At 60.6% G+C, this 16104-nt stretch carries 13 protein-coding genes; 2 read left to right on the forward strand and 11 right to left on the reverse strand.

What is annotated here, in order from left to right; translation table 11 throughout:
- The first annotated feature begins 121 nt into the window (after nucleotides 1-121).
- Nucleotides 122-1240 (forward strand): alanine dehydrogenase, encoded by a 1119-nt coding sequence (gene ald / locus ACR0NO_RS11210; RefSeq protein WP_170469192.1) that lies wholly within the window; start codon nucleotides 122-124, stop codon nucleotides 1238-1240.
- Nucleotides 1241-1435: 195 nt separating this feature from the next.
- Here ald and ACR0NO_RS11215 read toward each other — a convergent pair whose 3' ends face one another.
- Complete coding sequence (locus tag ACR0NO_RS11215; protein ID WP_480724040.1) at nucleotides 1436-2197, reverse strand: mechanosensitive ion channel family protein; 762 nt, start codon at nucleotides 2195-2197, stop codon at nucleotides 1436-1438.
- Between the two features lie 262 nt (nucleotides 2198-2459).
- On the opposite strand from ACR0NO_RS11215, the gene ACR0NO_RS11220 reads away from it, so the two are divergent.
- Nucleotides 2460-3158 (forward strand): glutathione S-transferase N-terminal domain-containing protein, encoded by a 699-nt coding sequence (locus ACR0NO_RS11220; RefSeq protein WP_170469198.1) that lies wholly within the window; start codon nucleotides 2460-2462, stop codon nucleotides 3156-3158.
- A gap of 48 nt (nucleotides 3159-3206) precedes the next feature.
- Here the strand turns inward: ACR0NO_RS11220 and ACR0NO_RS11225 are convergent, their stop codons facing one another.
- The 10 genes from ACR0NO_RS11225 to ACR0NO_RS11270 all read right to left on the reverse strand — a co-directional run bounded on the left by ACR0NO_RS11225 (nucleotide 3207) and on the right by ACR0NO_RS11270 (nucleotide 16094).
- Nucleotides 3207-3653: a YtoQ family protein gene (locus ACR0NO_RS11225; protein ID WP_170379140.1), complete on the reverse strand. Its 447-nt coding sequence runs from the start codon at nucleotides 3651-3653 to the stop codon at nucleotides 3207-3209.
- An 80-nt stretch (nucleotides 3654-3733) separates the two neighbouring features.
- On the reverse strand, nucleotides 3734-6130 hold the full coding sequence (gene pheT, locus ACR0NO_RS11230; RefSeq protein ID WP_480723982.1) for a phenylalanine--tRNA ligase subunit beta: 2397 nt from the start codon (nucleotides 6128-6130) through the stop codon (nucleotides 3734-3736).
- 78 nt (nucleotides 6131-6208) lie between these two features.
- Nucleotides 6209-7012 carry a CE1 family esterase gene (locus ACR0NO_RS11235; RefSeq protein WP_480723983.1) on the reverse strand — a complete coding sequence of 268 codons (804 nt, stop codon included), beginning with the start codon at nucleotides 7010-7012 and terminating at the stop codon, nucleotides 6209-6211.
- Between the two features lie 368 nt (nucleotides 7013-7380).
- Nucleotides 7381-8454, reverse strand: a complete 1074-nt coding sequence (gene pheS, locus ACR0NO_RS11240) for a phenylalanine--tRNA ligase subunit alpha (RefSeq protein ID WP_480723984.1) — start codon at nucleotides 8452-8454, stop codon at nucleotides 7381-7383.
- Between the two features lie 70 nt (nucleotides 8455-8524).
- Entirely contained in the window at nucleotides 8525-9895 is a 1371-nt protein-coding gene (locus tag ACR0NO_RS11245) for a glutamate--cysteine ligase (RefSeq protein ID WP_170553793.1), read from the reverse strand.
- 65 nt (nucleotides 9896-9960) lie between these two features.
- Entirely contained in the window at nucleotides 9961-10488 is a 528-nt protein-coding gene (locus tag ACR0NO_RS11250) for a hypothetical protein (protein WP_480723985.1), read from the reverse strand.
- Nucleotides 10489-10590: 102 nt separating this feature from the next.
- Entirely contained in the window at nucleotides 10591-11892 is a 1302-nt protein-coding gene (locus tag ACR0NO_RS11255; protein WP_170666759.1) for an HlyD family type I secretion periplasmic adaptor subunit, read from the reverse strand.
- Between the two features lie 2 nt (nucleotides 11893-11894).
- Nucleotides 11895-14015 carry a type I secretion system permease/ATPase gene (locus ACR0NO_RS11260; RefSeq protein ID WP_480723986.1) on the reverse strand — a complete coding sequence of 707 codons (2121 nt, stop codon included), beginning with the start codon at nucleotides 14013-14015 and terminating at the stop codon, nucleotides 11895-11897.
- 7 nt (nucleotides 14016-14022) lie between these two features.
- Nucleotides 14023-15339: a TolC family protein gene (locus ACR0NO_RS11265; RefSeq protein ID WP_480723987.1), complete on the reverse strand. Its 1317-nt coding sequence runs from the start codon at nucleotides 15337-15339 to the stop codon at nucleotides 14023-14025.
- A complete protein-coding gene (locus tag ACR0NO_RS11270) occupies nucleotides 15336-16094 on the reverse strand; it encodes a SapC family protein (protein WP_480723988.1) in 759 nt (252 codons plus the stop codon). The genes ACR0NO_RS11265 and ACR0NO_RS11270 overlap by 4 nt, the downstream gene beginning before the upstream one ends.
- Nucleotides 16095-16104: the final 10 nt, after the last annotated feature.

Below are 16104 nucleotides of genomic sequence, written 5' to 3' on the forward strand. Positions count from 1 at the left end.
GAGATTTTCGCAGTTTACGCGAAAATCTTCCGACAAAAAACACAAAGGCCCGTCTTGTTTCACAAAAATTGCGCCTTGAATTGCACATAATTTAGGCAGTTTATGAACGGAGACGGTGCAGATGAAAATCGGTTGCCCCAAGGAAATCAAACCCCAGGAATTTCGCGTCGGCATGACGCCCAACGCCGCGCAGGAAGCGGTTGCGCGTGGACACGACGTGCTGATCGAATCCGGTGCCGGGATTGGCGCAGGATTTGACGATGCCGCCTATGTCGCCGCTGGCGCGGGCATCGTGGACACCGCAGAAGAGGTTTTTGCCACAGCCGACATGATCGTGAAGGTCAAGGAACCTCAGGCCGGAGAGCGCAAGATGCTGCGCGAAGGCCAGTTGCTGTTCACCTACCTTCACCTCGCCCCGGACCCGGATCAGACCCACGACCTGCTGGCCTCGGGTTGTACCGCAATCGCCTATGAGACCGTCACGGACGCAAGCGGTGGTCTTCCTCTGCTGGCGCCCATGTCCGAGGTTGCCGGCCGTCTGGCGCCTCAGGTCGGGTCGTGGACCCTGCAGAAGGCCAATGGTGGCCGAGGCGTGCTGATGGGCGGCGTTCCCGGCGTAGGTCCGGCCAAAGTCGTCGTGATTGGTGGTGGGGTCGTTGGTACCCACGCGGCCAAGATCGCTGCAGGTATGGGCGCAGATGTGACAGTTCTTGATCGCTCGCTGCCTCGGCTGCGCTATCTGGATGACGTATTTGGCGGGCAATTCAAGAACCAATACTCGACGGCTGGCGCGACGGCTGAACTGATCCAGGACGCCGATATGGTGATCGGAGCCGTTCTGATCCCAGGCGCAGCTGCTCCGAAACTGATCAGCCGCGAGCAACTGTCGACGATGAAGCCCGGTGCGGTGCTGGTGGACGTGGCTATCGACCAGGGCGGCTGCTTTGAAACCTCACGCGCAACGACCCATGCCGATCCGATTTATGAAGTCGATGGTGTGATGCATTATTGCGTCGCCAACATGCCGGGCGCGGTGGCCCGAACCTCGACCATCGCTTTGGGTAACGCGACGATGCCGTTCATGCTGGCACTGGCGGACAAAGGTTGGAAACAGGCGTGTCAGGACGACCCCCACCTGCTGGCGGGTCTGAACGTTCACGCCGGGCAACTGACCTACTATGCGGTGGGCAAAGCCCTTGGCATCGACGTTGTCTCCCCGAATGTGGTGATCAAGTCCTAACAACTCCCGCCCCTGAAATCGCCTTTTTACCAAAAGGCGATTTACAGCGTTGGGCATAGCGCCGCGCCTATCGGCGCGGCGCGGTTGGTTTTGAATGACACCCCATCCGCAAAAACGAAAGCGCCGCACGAAAGTGCGGCGCTTGGCCCAACCGGAGGAGGGCATTTCCAATGCCCGCGCGACGGGCGGGAGCGTTCAGCCCTCTTTGTGGATCTCAACCGAATGTGGGTAGGGGATCGAGACGCCCTTCGCATCGAAGGCTTCTTTCACAGTTTTGGTCAGCTCGAATTTCACATCCCAATAGTCCGCCGCTGCGCACCACAGACGTGCTGTCAGATCGACCGAGCTATCGCCCAGATTGGTCACACGCACCCAGGGCTCCGGATCTTTGTGAATACGCGCATCCGCGTTCGCAACGTCCAGAATGATCTTCATCGCTTCATCCGCACTGTCGCCATAGTCGATCCCGAACACCAGATCCACACGGCGCGTGTCATGTGCCGAGTAGTTGGTGATGATCGACCCCCAGGATTGCCCGTTTGGCACGATGATCTGCACATTGTCCGGCGTCACCAATTCGGTCGTGAACAGGTTGAGGTCTTTCACTGTCCCGGCTGTCCCGCCGATGTCGACAAACTGGCCCAGTTTATACGGACGGAACACGACCAGCATCACACCAGCTGCCAGGTCGCTGAGTGTCCCTTGCAGCGCCAGACCAATCGCCAGAGACGCGGCACCCAGAATGGCCACGATGCTTGTTGCCTGGATCCCGAAAATCCCGAGAACAGCAACCAGAACCATCGCCAGGATCGCCCATTTGACAAGGCTGGCCATGAAGTTCCCTAGTGTCGGGTCGATCTGCGGCGTTGCGTTGATGCGTCGCCGCACCATGCCAGCGATTGCTCCAGCAACGATCCAGCCCAAAATCAGTACGATCAGCGCCTTGACCGCGCTCATGATCAGAGGCGCAAAAGCACCCACCTGTGTTGCAACTTCATCCACGCGCATTTCCTTTCTCAAACATCAATCCCGCGGCTTTCGCGCGGGACTCGCTGAATTGTGAGTGAAAAACGCAAATCGGTCTAGGTGCGAGTTTCGGCAGTTTTCCCCATTGTTCGCCAGCAAACAACGGGTGACCTACACTGCACAGCTTGGGGGGCTGACAAATACACGACTCCGTGCCTAACTCGAATGGAACCGCCCGAACAGGAGCTTTCGCATGCTGGACACCGCCTCTTTCCCGATCATGGCCAAATGGCCGCCGCAACACCCCGATCGCCTTCAGCTTTATTCCTTCCCGACACCCAACGGGGTCAAAGCCTCGATCATGCTGGAAGAAACCGGCCTGCCTTATGAGGCGCACAAGGTTACCCTGGCCGATGCCGATGTCAAAAGCCCCGAGTTTCTGTCGCTAAACCCCAACAACAAGATCCCCGCGATCATTGACCCCAATGGCCCGGATAGCACCCCCATTGGCGTGTTCGAGAGTGGCGCGATCCTGCTCTATCTGGCCGAGAAAACCGGGCAGTTCATTGGCCAATCCGCCACCGACAAGCATCGCATCACGCAATGGCTGATGTTCCAGATGGGTGGCCTTGGGCCGATGCTCGGACAATTGGGCTTTTTCTACAAATTCGCCGGCAGCGAGATCGAAGACCCCCGCCCGCGCGAGCGCTATATCAACGAAGCCAAGCGCCTGCTAAACGTCCTGAACCAGGAACTCGAGGGTCAGGACTGGATCGCCGGAGACTACTCGATCGCCGATATGGCTATCGCACCCTGGCTGCGCGGGCTGGATTTCTATGGCGCTAAAGAGGTCGTTGGGTGGGATGACCACGCCAATCTCACCGCCTATCTAGATCGGTTCCTTGACCGCCCCGCCGTGCAAAAAGGCTTGGTGACACCCGCCCGCGATTGACACCAAAAGGGCTTGCGACCATCCCGGCGCGCAAGCCCTTTTGGCAACCTAGCCCGGCAGTGCGCCGGTCAGAACATAGCGCAGGATCTCCACCACCTGGCGCGGTTCCTCCGCAACTGCCAGCGCGGCGGCATCGACCTCTTTCAACGCGTGCTGATGATCGGGGCCGTGCAGCACAATGATCGACTTGCCCAACGCAGCCGCGTAGCCTGCGTCAAAGGCAGCGTTCCACTGCTTGTATTTGTCACCGAACCGGACAACCACAACATCCGCATCCGAGATTCCCTTACGCGTCCGGATCGCGTTCACCATCGCTCCCTTGTGGTCGTGCCAATACTTGTTCGGCTCTGCGCCCAAGACGGCGACACCACAATCATCACTGGCCGCGTGATCGGTCACTGGGCTGCTGAACGTGACATCCAGCCCCTCAGCACCCGAAATGATCTGCTCGCGCCAATCGGTGTGAATCTCACCAGAAAGATAAACTTTCAACATCTTGCGTTTCCTCCCATGAAAAAGGGGCGCATTCGCCCCTTCATCTTTCTAAAAATCTTGTGACCGAGGGTGGATCACCCTTAGCCGCGCAGAACGCCGCCTGTGGCTTTTGACACCTTGGCAATGATCTTCTCAGCCACTGCCTCGATATCCTTTTCTTTCAGCGTCTCGTCTTTCGGCTGCAACCGCACGGTGATGGCCAGAGATTTCTTGCCCTCACCGAGGCTCCCGCCGATGAACTCATCAAAAACGCGAACGTCTTCGATCAGGGCCTTATCGGCCCCCGCCGCAGCGTTCACCAAAGTCAGAGCTTCGACAGTATCATCGACCACAAAGGCAAAGTCACGCTCGACGGCTTGCAGATCGCGCAGTTCCAGCGCGGCGCGGGTTGCGCCGGATTTGCGCGGCAGCGGCACCTCATCCGGCCAGATGGTGAAGGCCATCGCCGGACCTTTGATATCCATCGCCTGCAGGATGCGCGGGTGCAACTCGCCAAACACGCCCAGAACCTTTTTCGGGCCTAGGCAGATCTTGCCGTGACGACCCGGATGCCACCAGGCGTCTCCGTCGCGCAGGATCTGAACCTTCGCCGGAGCGCCGATTGCAGCCAGAATCGCCTCGGCATCCGCTTTGGCATCAAAAAGATCAACCGGCCGGGACGCGCCGTGGACGTCTTTGGGACCGTTGCGGCCAACTAGCAGGCCGGAGATCTGTGTCTTCTGATCACCCGGTTCGCCGTCATGGAAGACCGGGCCGACCTCGAACAAGGCCACGTCAGCATAGCCGCGCGCCTGATTGCGCGCCGCAGCTTGCAGCAGGCTGGGCAGCAGATCGGGGCGCATATGACTCATCTCGGACGAGATCGGGTTCTCCAGACGCGTCGCATCATCACCGCCGCCAAACAGCGCGGCCGAGGCCTGATCGATGAAGGTATATGAGACGCATTCGTTATACCCCAACGCGGCACAGGTACGTCGCGCCATCGACTGACGACGCTGTGTCGGGGTCATTACGGGATTCGGGATACCATCGGTCACGCGCGGCAAGGGCTTGCCCTGCAACTTGGTCAGAGACGCGATCCGCGCGACCTCTTCCACCAGATCGGCCTCGCCCATGACATCTGGACGCCAGCTGGGCACATGCGCCATCTCGCCTTCCAGACGGAAGCCCAGACGGGTCAGAGTTTGGCGCTGCTCGCTTTCGGCAATTTCCATCCCGACCAGAGACTGCACACGCGCCGCATCCAACTTGTAGGCCCGCGCATGGTTCGGAGCTTTGCCAGCCTCAACCACCTTGGAAACCTCACCGCCGCAGATACCCAGAATCATCTGCGTCGCCTGCTCCAACCCTTCCAGCGTGTATTCCGGGTCAATCCCGCGTTCGAACCGATAGCGCGCGTCCGAGTTGATCTTGAGTGCACGACCGGTCAGCGCGATCTGTACGTGATCCCAGAACGCGCTTTCGAGAAAGACATTCACCGTCTCGCCAGTACAGCCGGTTTCCTCACCGCCCATGATACCGGCAATGGACTCAGGTCCTTTGTCGTCCGAGATAACCATCATGCCGGGCTGCAGCGTGTATTCTTTTTCGTCCAGCGCCACCAGCTTCTCGCCGCCCTTGGCACGGTGAACGCGCAGGTTGCCCTGCACCTTGTCCGCGTCAAACACGTGAAGCGGGCGGTTCTGGTCATAGGTCATGTAGTTGGTGATATCGACCAAGGCCGAGATCGGACGCAGACCGATTGCCTTCAACTGATCCTGCAACCACTGCGGGCTGGGGCCGTTTTTAACGCCTCGGATCAGACGGCCGGTGAAATGAGGCGCGCCGTCCAGCGTATCCTCATCAATCGTCACCTTGATCGGGCTGTCGAAATCACCCGGCACCGGCGCATAGGCGCGCTCTTTCAGCGTGCCAACGCCGCGCGCAGCCAGGTCGCGCGCGATACCTGCTACGCCCAACGCATCCGGGCGGTTGGGGGTGATCGCAATCTCGATCATCGGGTCGATCTTGGAGGGGTCATTCTCGGCCAGCCAATCGACGAACGTGTCGCCGACCTCGCCTGACGGCAGTTCAATGATACCGTCATGCTCATCCGACAGCTCCAGCTCGCGCTCCGAGGCCATCATGCCAAAGCTCTCAACGCCTCGGATCTTGCCGACGCTGATGGTGATATCCAGACCGGGGATATACATGCCCGGCTTGCAGACAACGACCGTAATGCCTTCGCGCGCGTTTGGGGCGCCGCAGATGATCTGCAGATCGCCCTCATCCGTCGCCACCGTGCAGACGCGCAGTTTGTCGGCGTCGGGGTGCTTCTCGGCATGTTTCACATGGCCCAAGGTAAAGCCCGCCAGACGGTCCGCCGGGTTCACGACCTCTTCGACCTCAAGGCCAAGATCGGTCAGCGCCTCAGTGATCTCATCAACCGACGCATTGGTGTCGAGGTGGTCTTTCAGCCAGGACAGAGTGAATTTCATTGCTCGGGGCCTTTTTTGGCAGATATCCAGTCGGCACAGGCAATGACAAAGAATGCGCCAAGGTGCAAGCGCTGCGGGTCACGGATAGGTGGGGGTGCGGCCCAAAAGCTCGTCCAATTGCCGCCCGATCCAGCCATGGGGGATGAAATGCCCACCCGGATGGGTATCCAGCACCACCTGCCCCTGCGCGCAATCGGTCCATTCCACCCGGCTGAGGGTCAGGATCGGCACCACGCTCCAATCGCCGCGCGGGGTTGCGTCGTGGCAGTCGTATTTCGCGCGCCACAGAGCCACCGGATAGGTCGTGTCACCATTCGCGCCATAGGGAAAATCCATCACCGTATCGCTGAGGCCATGCACATGGCGCGCCTCAAGCGGGGCTTCGGGGCAGTCTTCAGTCTGGCGGATGCTGCCGGCAACGGCCAGCAAGGCGGCGACGTCATTGCCCGACTGGCACACATAGCGCCACGCCATCGCGCCGCCGAAGGAATATCCCGAGACATAGATACGCTCCTGATCAACCGGATAGCGCTTGGCGACATCCTCCAACACGCGGTCGGCAAAGGGCACATCACCCGTGCCCGAGGTCCAGAAATCCCAGCTTTTGCCCAGCCCGTTCGGGGCCACCAGCAAAACGCCACGCAGCTTGGTCGCCCCGGCAATGCGCTCATGGTTCACCACCACAGTCCCCTGCCGAGCCCAGCCATGGAAATGCAACAACACTGGCAGAGGCGTTTCGCCGTCCCACCCCTCAGGCTCCAGCACATGGTAAGAGCGGTCGCCGACCTCACAGGCCGTATCGCCATGGCAATCGGATTTCCAAGGCCCCATGGCGAGGGCCGGGGTTGCGGTCAACAGAAGAAATAGCAGTCGATAGATCATAGGCCGGAGCCTAGCCGCCTGATGCCAACTGTCACGTCACAACACTGTGGGAAGCTGTAACAAGCCGCGCTTTGGGCTTTAGTCTGCTTAATCGCTACCTGCACTTTTTTAATCTGCTTTAGTTCTTCGCGCTCTTGCCGAAACTGGATTCCATACCGGACGTAACCGACCAACAGACCAGGATAGACAAAAACAATAAGCGCAAAGCCTAGTAGCGCTAAGGTGATCTCAAACGCTGGCATGGTGGGGGCCAAAGACAACACGACAGGACCAATAAATAAAGCTAAGACCCACCGCACCGGAGCGCTCGTTATTCGCTCACTCCACCAATCGAAGTAGCGAGCCAGATAAACGCCCAGCGGATACACTTACCGCGACAAACCACCATGCAGGTTCGGCATATCCAGCGCCGCAAAGCCATAGTGCCGCAACCAGCGCAGGTCAGAATCAAAGAACGCCCGCAAATCCGGAATGCCATATTTCAGCATCGCCAGACGGTCGATCCCAATCCCGAACGCAAAGCCTTGGTAGATCTCTGGATCAATCCCACCAGCGGCGATCACCTTGGGGTGGACCATGCCGGAGCCGAGGATCTCCATCCAGTCGTCACCCTCGCCGATCTTCAGCTGGCCGTTATCCCAGGAACAGCGAATATCGACCTCGGCCGAAGGTTCGGTGAAGGGGAAGTGCGAGGCGCGGAAGCGCAGTTCGACATCATCGACCTCAAAGAAGGCCTTCACGAACTCTTCCAGAACCCATTTCAGGTTCGCCATCGAGATGTCTTTATCAATCGCCAGCCCCTCGACCTGATGGAACATCGGCGTATGGGTTTGGTCATAGTCGGCGCGGTATACACCGCCCGGACAGATCACGCGGATCGGCGCGCCCTGTTTCTCCATCGAGCGGATTTGCACCGGAGACGTATGCGTCCGCAGCACATGCGGCGGGCGGTCATCGCCATCGCCACGATGCATGTAGAACGTGTCCATTTCGGCCCGCGCGGGGTGGTGACCGGGGATGTTCAAAGCGTCAAAATTATACCAGTCGTCCTCGATCCGAGGACCTTCAGCCACGGCAAAGCCCAGCTCGGCAAAAATCGCGGTCAGTTCCTCGGTCGCCTGGCTGATCGGGTGGATCAAGCCCTCACGGCGCGCGCGGGTCGGCAGGGTGACGTCCAGCCATTCGGTGCGCAGACGCTCATCCAGCGCAGCATCGGCTAGAGCAGCCTTTTTAGCGACCAGCGCCGAGTTGATCTCATCCTTCAGGGCATTAAGCGCCGGGCCTGCGACCTGACGTTCCTCGGGGGTCATCTTGCCCAGCTCGCGCATCTTCAGCGCGACCTCGCCTTTTTTGCCCACGGCAGCGACGCGGATCGCCTCAAGCGCGTTCTCGTCGCCGGCCTCGGCGATTTGGCCCAGATATTTTGCCTTAAGATCGTCCATGACGCCCTCTGAATTTGGTCGCCAACCTGCTATCGGGCCAGCCCCGCGAATGCAAGCGGGACCGGGCGGATCAATAGCTGTATTCGGGGAAAATCCGGGTCAGGTCGCCGTTCCAGTCGCCATTGTAGTGTTCCAGCAACTCATCGGCAGGCACCTTGCCGGTGTCAATGCTTTCCTTCAACGCGTTCAGGAAATGCGTTTCATCCGGGACCAGACCGCCAGCACCGGGAAAAGCACGGGCTTTCAGACCAGCCTCAGAGATCGCCACGACCTCACGCGCCAGATCGTGCATGTTGATGTCTCCGACCTGGGCCTGCAGGCCTTTGACCGCCGCCTGAACACGCAGTTCCTCGCGGGTTTCAGCATCCCAGGTTTTGACCAGATCCCACGCCGCATCCAACGCGGTTTGGTCATAGGTCAGGCCGACCCAGAAAGCCGGCAGCGCGCACAGACGACGCCACGGGCCACCATCGGCACCGCGCATTTCCATGAATTTCTTGATCCGCGCTTCGGGGAAAGCCGTGGTCAGATGATCGGCCCAGTCGGACAGAGTCGGTGTCTCACCCGGCAGTGCGGGCAGCTCGCCCTTCAGGAAGTCGCGGAAGGACATGCCCAGCGCGTTGATATACTGGCCGTCGCGATAGACGAAATACATCGGCACATCGAGCGCGTACTGCACGTAGCGCTCGAACCCGAAGCCCTCTTCGAACACGAAAGGCAGCATGCCGGTGCGCGCATCGTCTAGATGCCGCCAGATGTGGCTGCGCCAGCTTTTCTGGCCGTTCACCTTGCCCTCAAAGAACGGGGAGTTCGCGAACAGTGCCGTTGCCACCGGTTGCAGCGCCAGTGCCACGCGCAGTTTCTGCACCATGTCGGCCTCGGACCCAAAGTCGATATTGACCTGAACGGTACAGGTCCGGCGCATCATGGCACGGCCCATGGTGCCGACTTCTTCCATGTAGTCGTTCATCAGCCGATAGCGCCCTTTGGGCATCAGCGGCATCTCTTCGTGGGTCCAGATCGGAGCCGCGCCCAGACCGATGAAGCCCACGCCGATCTCATCGGCGATATCCTTCACCTCGCGCAGGTGGGTGTTCACCTCATCGCAGGTCTCGTGGATCGTCTCGAGCGGAGCACCCGACAATTCCAGCGCGCCACCAGGTTCAAGGCTGACATTTGCGCCGTCTTTTTCAAGCCCGATCAGATGGCCCGCTTCGCGCACCTCGGCCCAGCCATGGCGGTCACGCAGCCCTTCAAGCACCGCAACGATGGACCGTTTGCCTTCGAAAGGCAGCGGTTTGAGGGTGTCTTTGCAATAGCCGAACTTCTCATGCTCGGTCCCGATACGCCAATCGGCCTTGGGCTTGCAGCCCGATTCCAGATATTCGGCCAATTGCTCGTGGCGCTCGATCGGACCGCCGCCGGACTGAGGGATGGACATGAACCGATCTCCGATCCTGATGTGTCTGTCTTATCGGTCAGTCCTGAGCGCAAACCGCGCCAGTGTCAATGCAGCCTAAGGTGGGCCGGGCGCGAGGAGGTTTTTTCCCAGATCACCACCGGATGGCGCGACCCGCCGTGGAGTTCGGCCAGCATCTGTTGCGTTTTCAACCCCGGCAGCGCCGAGAACACATCGAACAGCGCCTCGGCCCCTTCCGCATTCACAGGAATGTGAAGCGTGGGCTGACCCGGTTGGTCCAACACCCAATGCGCCGGGCTTGAGGTCGGATCAAGCGCGAGTCGCTCAATCTCGCGCGTTGCCACTATTCCGCCATCCAGCGGGCCGAGATAGGTGATCTGCCCCTCATCAACGCTGACGACGCCCTGCCCGCCTGCGCCGGTCCGAAACCGGGCACGCTGCACGCCGATCACGGCCAGAGCGACTGCGACGGCCACAAGCACCCAGCCCAGAACGCCGAGCAGACCGCCCGGCCCACTGACCCAGCTGAGACCCAGAACCAAAACACAACCGGCAGCGACAACCTCGCGCCAACGCCAGAGGGCCAATTTGGCTTCGGGTCGAATGAAACTCATATGGTGTTCCTGTTTCAGCGCTTGGACGAGATGGGCTATACTCAGCCCCCTCAAAATCGGGCCGAGCGGTACAGAGTTCAAGGGGGCGCTTCGTTTCCCGACCTAATCCCGGAAGGCGCGGTCTTTAACGCGGATTACCGGTTTGGTCAGATATTCCAGCACCGTCTTCGGCTCGGAGAGCATATCGACCTGCGCAACCATGCCGGGGATCACATCCAGTTTCTGCCCATCCGCATCGGTGAGCGATCCGTCCAACTGGATTTCGACCACATAGACCGAGGTTTCCCCATCCGGGGCCAGAATCGTATCCGCGCCGATCCGCGTCACCCGCCCGTCCAGCGCGCCATAGCGCGAGGCGTCGTAGGCAGTGATACGGACCTTCACATCCTGATCAGGCCGGATAAAGGCGATGTCATCGGGGGCAACATAGGCCTCGACCGTAACAGTGTCGCCAAAGGGCACGATCTCAGCCACGGTCTGGCCTTGCTGCGCCACTCCGCCCAAGGTCGAGATCAGCACCTGATTGACCACCCCGCGCGCCGGAGCACGGATTTCCGCCCGCGCCAATCGGGCCTGAAGCGCAGGAATGCGGGTTTCCAGCGCGGCCAACCCGGCCTGTGTTTCGGTCAATTCCCTGTTCGCGATGGACCGAAACTCCCGCTTGCGGGCAACGATTTGGCTGTCGATCTCGGTCAGCGCCGCCTGCGCCATCAGGATACGGTTGCCGGCATCACTCAACTGCCCGTTCTGGCGGCTGAGTTCCCGGCGCAAATCGATCATTGCGATCGGGCTTTCAATCCGACGCTCGACCAGAGGCTGAATCACGCTGATCTCTTCCTCCAGTAGGCCGATGGTCTCATTGTTCACATCCTTGCTGATCCGGGCGGCCTCGATCTCGGCCAGCTTGATCTCGCGCCGAGCGTCCAGAACCTCAAGATCGGCGGTCAGATGCGCTGCCATGGCCAGGAACAGATCCCGTTCCGCGTCGAGCAGTTTCCCCTCGACGCCCTCACGATCAGGCATGTCGAATGGCTCTCCGGCAATTTGCGCCTCAAGCCGGGCGCGGCGCAGGCGCAGGGCGGTGGCCTCAGATACGGCGGTGTCCAGCTCGGCCCGCAACAGCGCGGGGTCGAAGCGCATAAGGACGTCCCCAGCCTCAACCGTGTCGCCGACGCGGATGTTGATCTCGGTGATAGTGCCGGTTTCTGCCGCCTGAACCACCTGCACAAGCTGCGAGGGCACCACGCGCGCCTCGGCCCGCGTTACATCGTCAATCTCGGTGAAATAGGCCCAGGTCAGCACAACGGCCAGCAAAGTCACGACCGACAGCAGGATCAGGCCACCGGCGGCACCACGCCTGCCGCGCAGCTCGCGCGCTGTTGCGGTGAAATCTGCCCCGGCCATCCTTACGCCTCCTTCACGGCGCGCGCGGCCGGGCGGTTGCGGACCAGCATATCGTCCTTGCTGCCGTCATAGGTGACTTTGCCACCGTTCAGAACAATCACCCGGTCCACCAGTTGCAACAGGCTGGTTCTGTGCGTCACCAGCACCAGGGTCCGATCCTCGGACAGCCAGCCTTTCAGGTTCTCGATCACCTGCGATTCCGTCTGCACATCCATGCCCGAGGTCGGCTCGTCCATCACAAGCGTCGGCGGGTCACCAATCAGCGCCCGCGCGATGGCCACCGCCTGACGCTGCCCGCCGGACACGCCAGCGCCGCCCTCATGCACCTGCATGTCGTAGCCATGCGGATGCGCCGCCGCGATGCGGTCGGCCAGAGAGATAGCGGCCTTGCTGTGAACCTCATCATCCGTCACGCCAAAGCGCCCGGCGATGATGTTCTCGCGCAGCGTACCCGAGAACAGCCAGCAATCCTGCAACACCGCCCCGATATTGCGCGTCTTGTCTGCCGGATCCACGGCGCGGGCATCCAGGCCGTCCAGCAGCACCGCGCCGTCATCGGGTTCGTAGAGGCCCAGAATGAGGCGCGCCAGAGTGCTTTTGCCCGATCCGACAGGGCCGAGAATGGCCACCTTCTCACCGGGTTTGATCGACAGGTCGATATCCTTGAGGATCGAGCCCAAGGCCTCATCATAAGCAAAGCTGACGCCTTTGAATTCGATCTGCCCCGCAATCGTGCGGCGCGACAAGTAGCGGCGGCCAGCCTCACGCTCGACCTCCTGCTGCATCAGCGCGTCGATCTGGCCATAGGCGACCCGCGCCTGATTCAGCCGCGTTAGCACCTGTGCCAATTGCGACAGGGGGGCCAATGTCTTGCCCGTCAGGATCACACAGGCGATCAGCGCGCCCATCGAGATCACCCCGTCCCGTATCAGGAAAACGCCATAGAACACGATGGCGACCTGCGCGATCTGCTGCACCAGAAGCGTCAGGTTCACCGTGCCCTGAGACACCAACCGCGTCTTGCCGGAACTGTCCGCCTGCGCCCGCACGGTATCATCCCAGCGCGCGCGCATGACCGGTTCCGCGCCGGTGGTCTTGAGCGTCTCCATCCCCGTCAGGGTTTCCATCAGAACCGATTGTTTGGTCTGGCCATCAACACTGGATTCGCGCGCATAGCGGCTGAGGAATGGCTGCGCCAGCAAGCCGGACAGCAGCGTGATCGGCACCGCAATCGCCGGGACCAGCGCCAGCGGCCCGCCGATGGCCCAGATCACCCCGATGAACACCAGCAGGAACGGCAGATCGACCAGCGCCACCAGCGAGGCGGAAGTGAAGAAATCCCGCACCACCTCAAAATCCCGCAGGATTGAGGCCATGCGCCCGTTCTGCCCGCCACGCGCTTTCATCTTCAGCGCCATGAGTTGATTGAACAGACGCTCGGCAATCTTCATATCCGCGCGTTTTCCGGCCGTATCGATAAAGCGCGACCGCAGGTTCTTGATCAGAAAGTCGAACAGCAGCGCGAACCCGACCCCGGCGACCAGCGCCAACAGGCTGTCCACCGCCTCATTCGGCAGGATGCGGTCATAGACCACCATGGTGAACAGTGACGTCGCCAGCCCCAATATGCTGGTCACCATCGCCGCGAGGATGATCTGAACATACACGCCACGCAGATCGCTGAACGCCGACCAGAACCAATGGCCTTGCGGTGTGGTGCGATCCTCGTCCGAGCGGCGGGCGCGTGAGGCGCGCAGGATCCAGCGCGCTTTGGCAATGCGTTGGTCCTTGCGTCGCCAGATCTGAGGCTCAGCGGATCCGCTGCTGGCATCTATGACAAGAAAGCGGTCCTTGTCTTCGCGGTCGAGCACCACAAACGGCACCCCATCCGCATCGAAAGCCAGGACCGGGAACAGGATCGGGTCGAGCTTGAGCAAGCGTGCCTTACCAAAATCAGCCTTGTAGCCCGCCGCTTCAAGCGCGCTAACCGCGTCTTTGACCTCGTAAGCCTCACTGCTGCCTTTGAAGACGCGAAACAGATCCGCTTCGGACAGCCCGTGGCCCAACCGCTCTGTCAAAAGCTGAAGATGGGTGATCAGCGGGTCTGTGGCGGTTGGGGTCATGGGAATATCACAAGGTTGGATCAGTCGGTTGTGCGACGCCCAGCGCATCCAGAATATCGCCTGTCACCGCAAGCACCGCATATTCAGCCCGGCGCGCCTGTGCCTCAAGCTGGATGACCCGGACCTGAGCCAGGTTCAGCTCGCGCAGAGCATCCAGAATCTGCACGATGGTCGACCGTCCGATGTTGAACTGCCCCCGCGCTGCATCAAGTGCCTGTTCGTTGATCTCGACCGCACGGCGGGCCGTCGCAAGTCGTCGCTGGATCGAGTTCGTCTCTTCTAGAGCCTGAGACAGATTGCGCTGCAATTCGCGGCGCAGCTCTTCTGCATCGGCCTCACTTTGCTGCAGATTGGCCCTTGCCGTTTCCACATTGGCGCGGGCCGAGCCACCCTGATAGATCGGGACATTCACGCCCAGACGGGCCTGCGCCCCATTGTCGATACTGCCTTCGTTAAAGTCGGTCTCGAGGATCGCGGACAGGGTCGGGCGCGTCGCGCGCTCGGCCACGACAACCTCTTGCTGGCGCACCTCACTGACGGCGACCTGTGTGCGTAGACGCGGGCTGCGTTCGACCATAGCCTGCGAGGTTGTGCCCGCCAGAACCGGTGCCGGAGGGATGGTTGGAATGGCACTCGGGCGGCTGCCGAACACTTCGATCCAGGTGGCTGTCGCCAGTTCCACATCGGTCTGCGCCTGCGCCAACTCGGTCTCGGCATTGGATTGCCGCCCCTGACCGGCGAGCAAATCCGCCACCGATCCGGCACCGGCATCGAACCGGGATTGCAGATCGCTGACCAGAGCCTCGGTGCGTTCAAGGTTCTGCCGGGCCTGATCCTCAAGACGACGGTTGCGGTCAAGGTCGATGATGGCCTCTATTGCCTCAAAGCTTTGGGCGCTCAGTTCGGACAGCTCGCTTAGCCAGGTCTGACGCGCCTCGATCTGGCGCAGCCCGACACGGCCTGAAACCTTGCCGCCGTCATAGATGATCTGGCTCAGTCGCAGGATCGGAACCGTATCCCCATCGGACGTCAGAGAGGTCTCGGCGTTCAGCTGGGGTCGGAACGCGCCCCTTTCGGCCTCGATCCGAGATTGCGAGGCCAGAACATTGGCGGTTCCCGCCGCAGTCGTCGGCGACGTCGCGACGGATCTGCGCACCAGTTCGGCAAATTCCGTGCGCGCAACGTTACCATTCAAATTGCTTTGCGCCGCCGCAGGCTTCGCGGCGGGTTCGGCTGCAGGGTCAAATGACTGCGTGCCCTGCAAATCCTCACTGCACCCCGCCAAAACAAGTGTGGTCATCACAACCGACAACCAAGTCTTCATGGTGCCAACGCTCCTGGTTTTAGTTCAGCACCCTCCAGAAGATCATCGGTCAATGCATCCAGAAAGGCGCGGTCTTCCTCTCGCGTTACAGGAGTATTTTGCGGTTGGGAAGCAACCTTGGGCCTTGCCTTTCTTTTTAAATGAGTGCGTGACAATAACTGCGCATATGCCGCCCCCAGCGCACCGGGTTTCGCAAGCTCAGACATTGTGTCTGCCGGCAGAGCGCGCAGCGCGTCCTCATCCGTTTGAAACAGCAGGACGGTGTCGCTGGCTTGCCGAGGGGTAGGTTGCAGAACGCCCGCCTCGTGCAATGCTTCACCGATTTTATGCAGTGTGTCCAGGCCGTTTACGAAACGAGAGAACGCCTTGGCAACCGGTTCTAACCTCGGGTGTAATTGCGCGCCGTCATAAATCGGGTGCCCGGATTCGCCGATACAGTTAGGGTCCTGCCAGATGCCAAGCACAAAACTGTCAGCGTCCGGCAGAAGGGTGAACGGATACATGCGAAAGAGGAACGGCACATGGTTAAATTTCAGCCCTGCGTCCGAGTTCAACGGCGCAAGCGCGCACCACTTGCCGCGGGCCTGCGCAAAGAACCATGGCATCTCCAGTGTCACAGAAGATAGTTCCGACACCCCGACTAGAACCGAGGGCATGTGGCCGGCAAAACCGAAATCAGAAGGACTGCGCCAGTGCAAACCGGCGCAGTCCTTGTGAGTCAGAGGTCGCGGCATGATCGCGACGGGTGAAGTCATAGGCACCCTC

The organism is Ruegeria sp. CL3, from assembly GCF_056536505.1.

Bases quoted from the DNA above. Each gene is read 5' to 3' on its own strand.
- ACR0NO_RS11270 (WP_480723988.1), bottom strand. From the start codon at position 16,094: ATGACTTCACCCGTCGCGATCATGCCGCGACCTCTGACTCACAAGGAC.
- ACR0NO_RS11250 (WP_480723985.1), bottom strand. From the start codon at position 10,488: ATGAGTTTCATTCGACCCGAAGCCAAATTGGCCCTCTGGCGTTGGCGC.
- ACR0NO_RS11265 (WP_480723987.1), bottom strand. From the start codon at position 15,339: ATGAAGACTTGGTTGTCGGTTGTGATGACCACACTTGTTTTGGCGGGG.
- ACR0NO_RS11225 (WP_170379140.1), bottom strand. From the start codon at position 3,653: ATGTTGAAAGTTTATCTTTCTGGTGAGATTCACACCGATTGGCGCGAG.
- ACR0NO_RS11235 (WP_480723983.1), bottom strand. From the start codon at position 7,012: ATGATCTATCGACTGCTATTTCTTCTGTTGACCGCAACCCCGGCCCTC.
- ACR0NO_RS11255 (WP_170666759.1), bottom strand. From the start codon at position 11,892: ATGGCCGGGGCAGATTTCACCGCAACAGCGCGCGAGCTGCGCGGCAGG.
- ald (WP_170469192.1), top strand. From the start codon at position 122: ATGAAAATCGGTTGCCCCAAGGAAATCAAACCCCAGGAATTTCGCGTC.
- pheS (WP_480723984.1), bottom strand. From the start codon at position 8,454: ATGGACGATCTTAAGGCAAAATATCTGGGCCAAATCGCCGAGGCCGGC.
- ACR0NO_RS11245 (WP_170553793.1), bottom strand. From the start codon at position 9,895: ATGTCCATCCCTCAGTCCGGCGGCGGTCCGATCGAGCGCCACGAGCAA.
- ACR0NO_RS11215 (WP_480724040.1), bottom strand. From the start codon at position 2,197: ATGAGCGCGGTCAAGGCGCTGATCGTACTGATTTTGGGCTGGATCGTT.
- ACR0NO_RS11260 (WP_480723986.1), bottom strand. From the start codon at position 14,015: ATGACCCCAACCGCCACAGACCCGCTGATCACCCATCTTCAGCTTTTG.
- ACR0NO_RS11220 (WP_170469198.1), top strand. From the start codon at position 2,460: ATGCTGGACACCGCCTCTTTCCCGATCATGGCCAAATGGCCGCCGCAA.
- pheT (WP_480723982.1), bottom strand. From the start codon at position 6,130: ATGAAATTCACTCTGTCCTGGCTGAAAGACCACCTCGACACCAATGCG.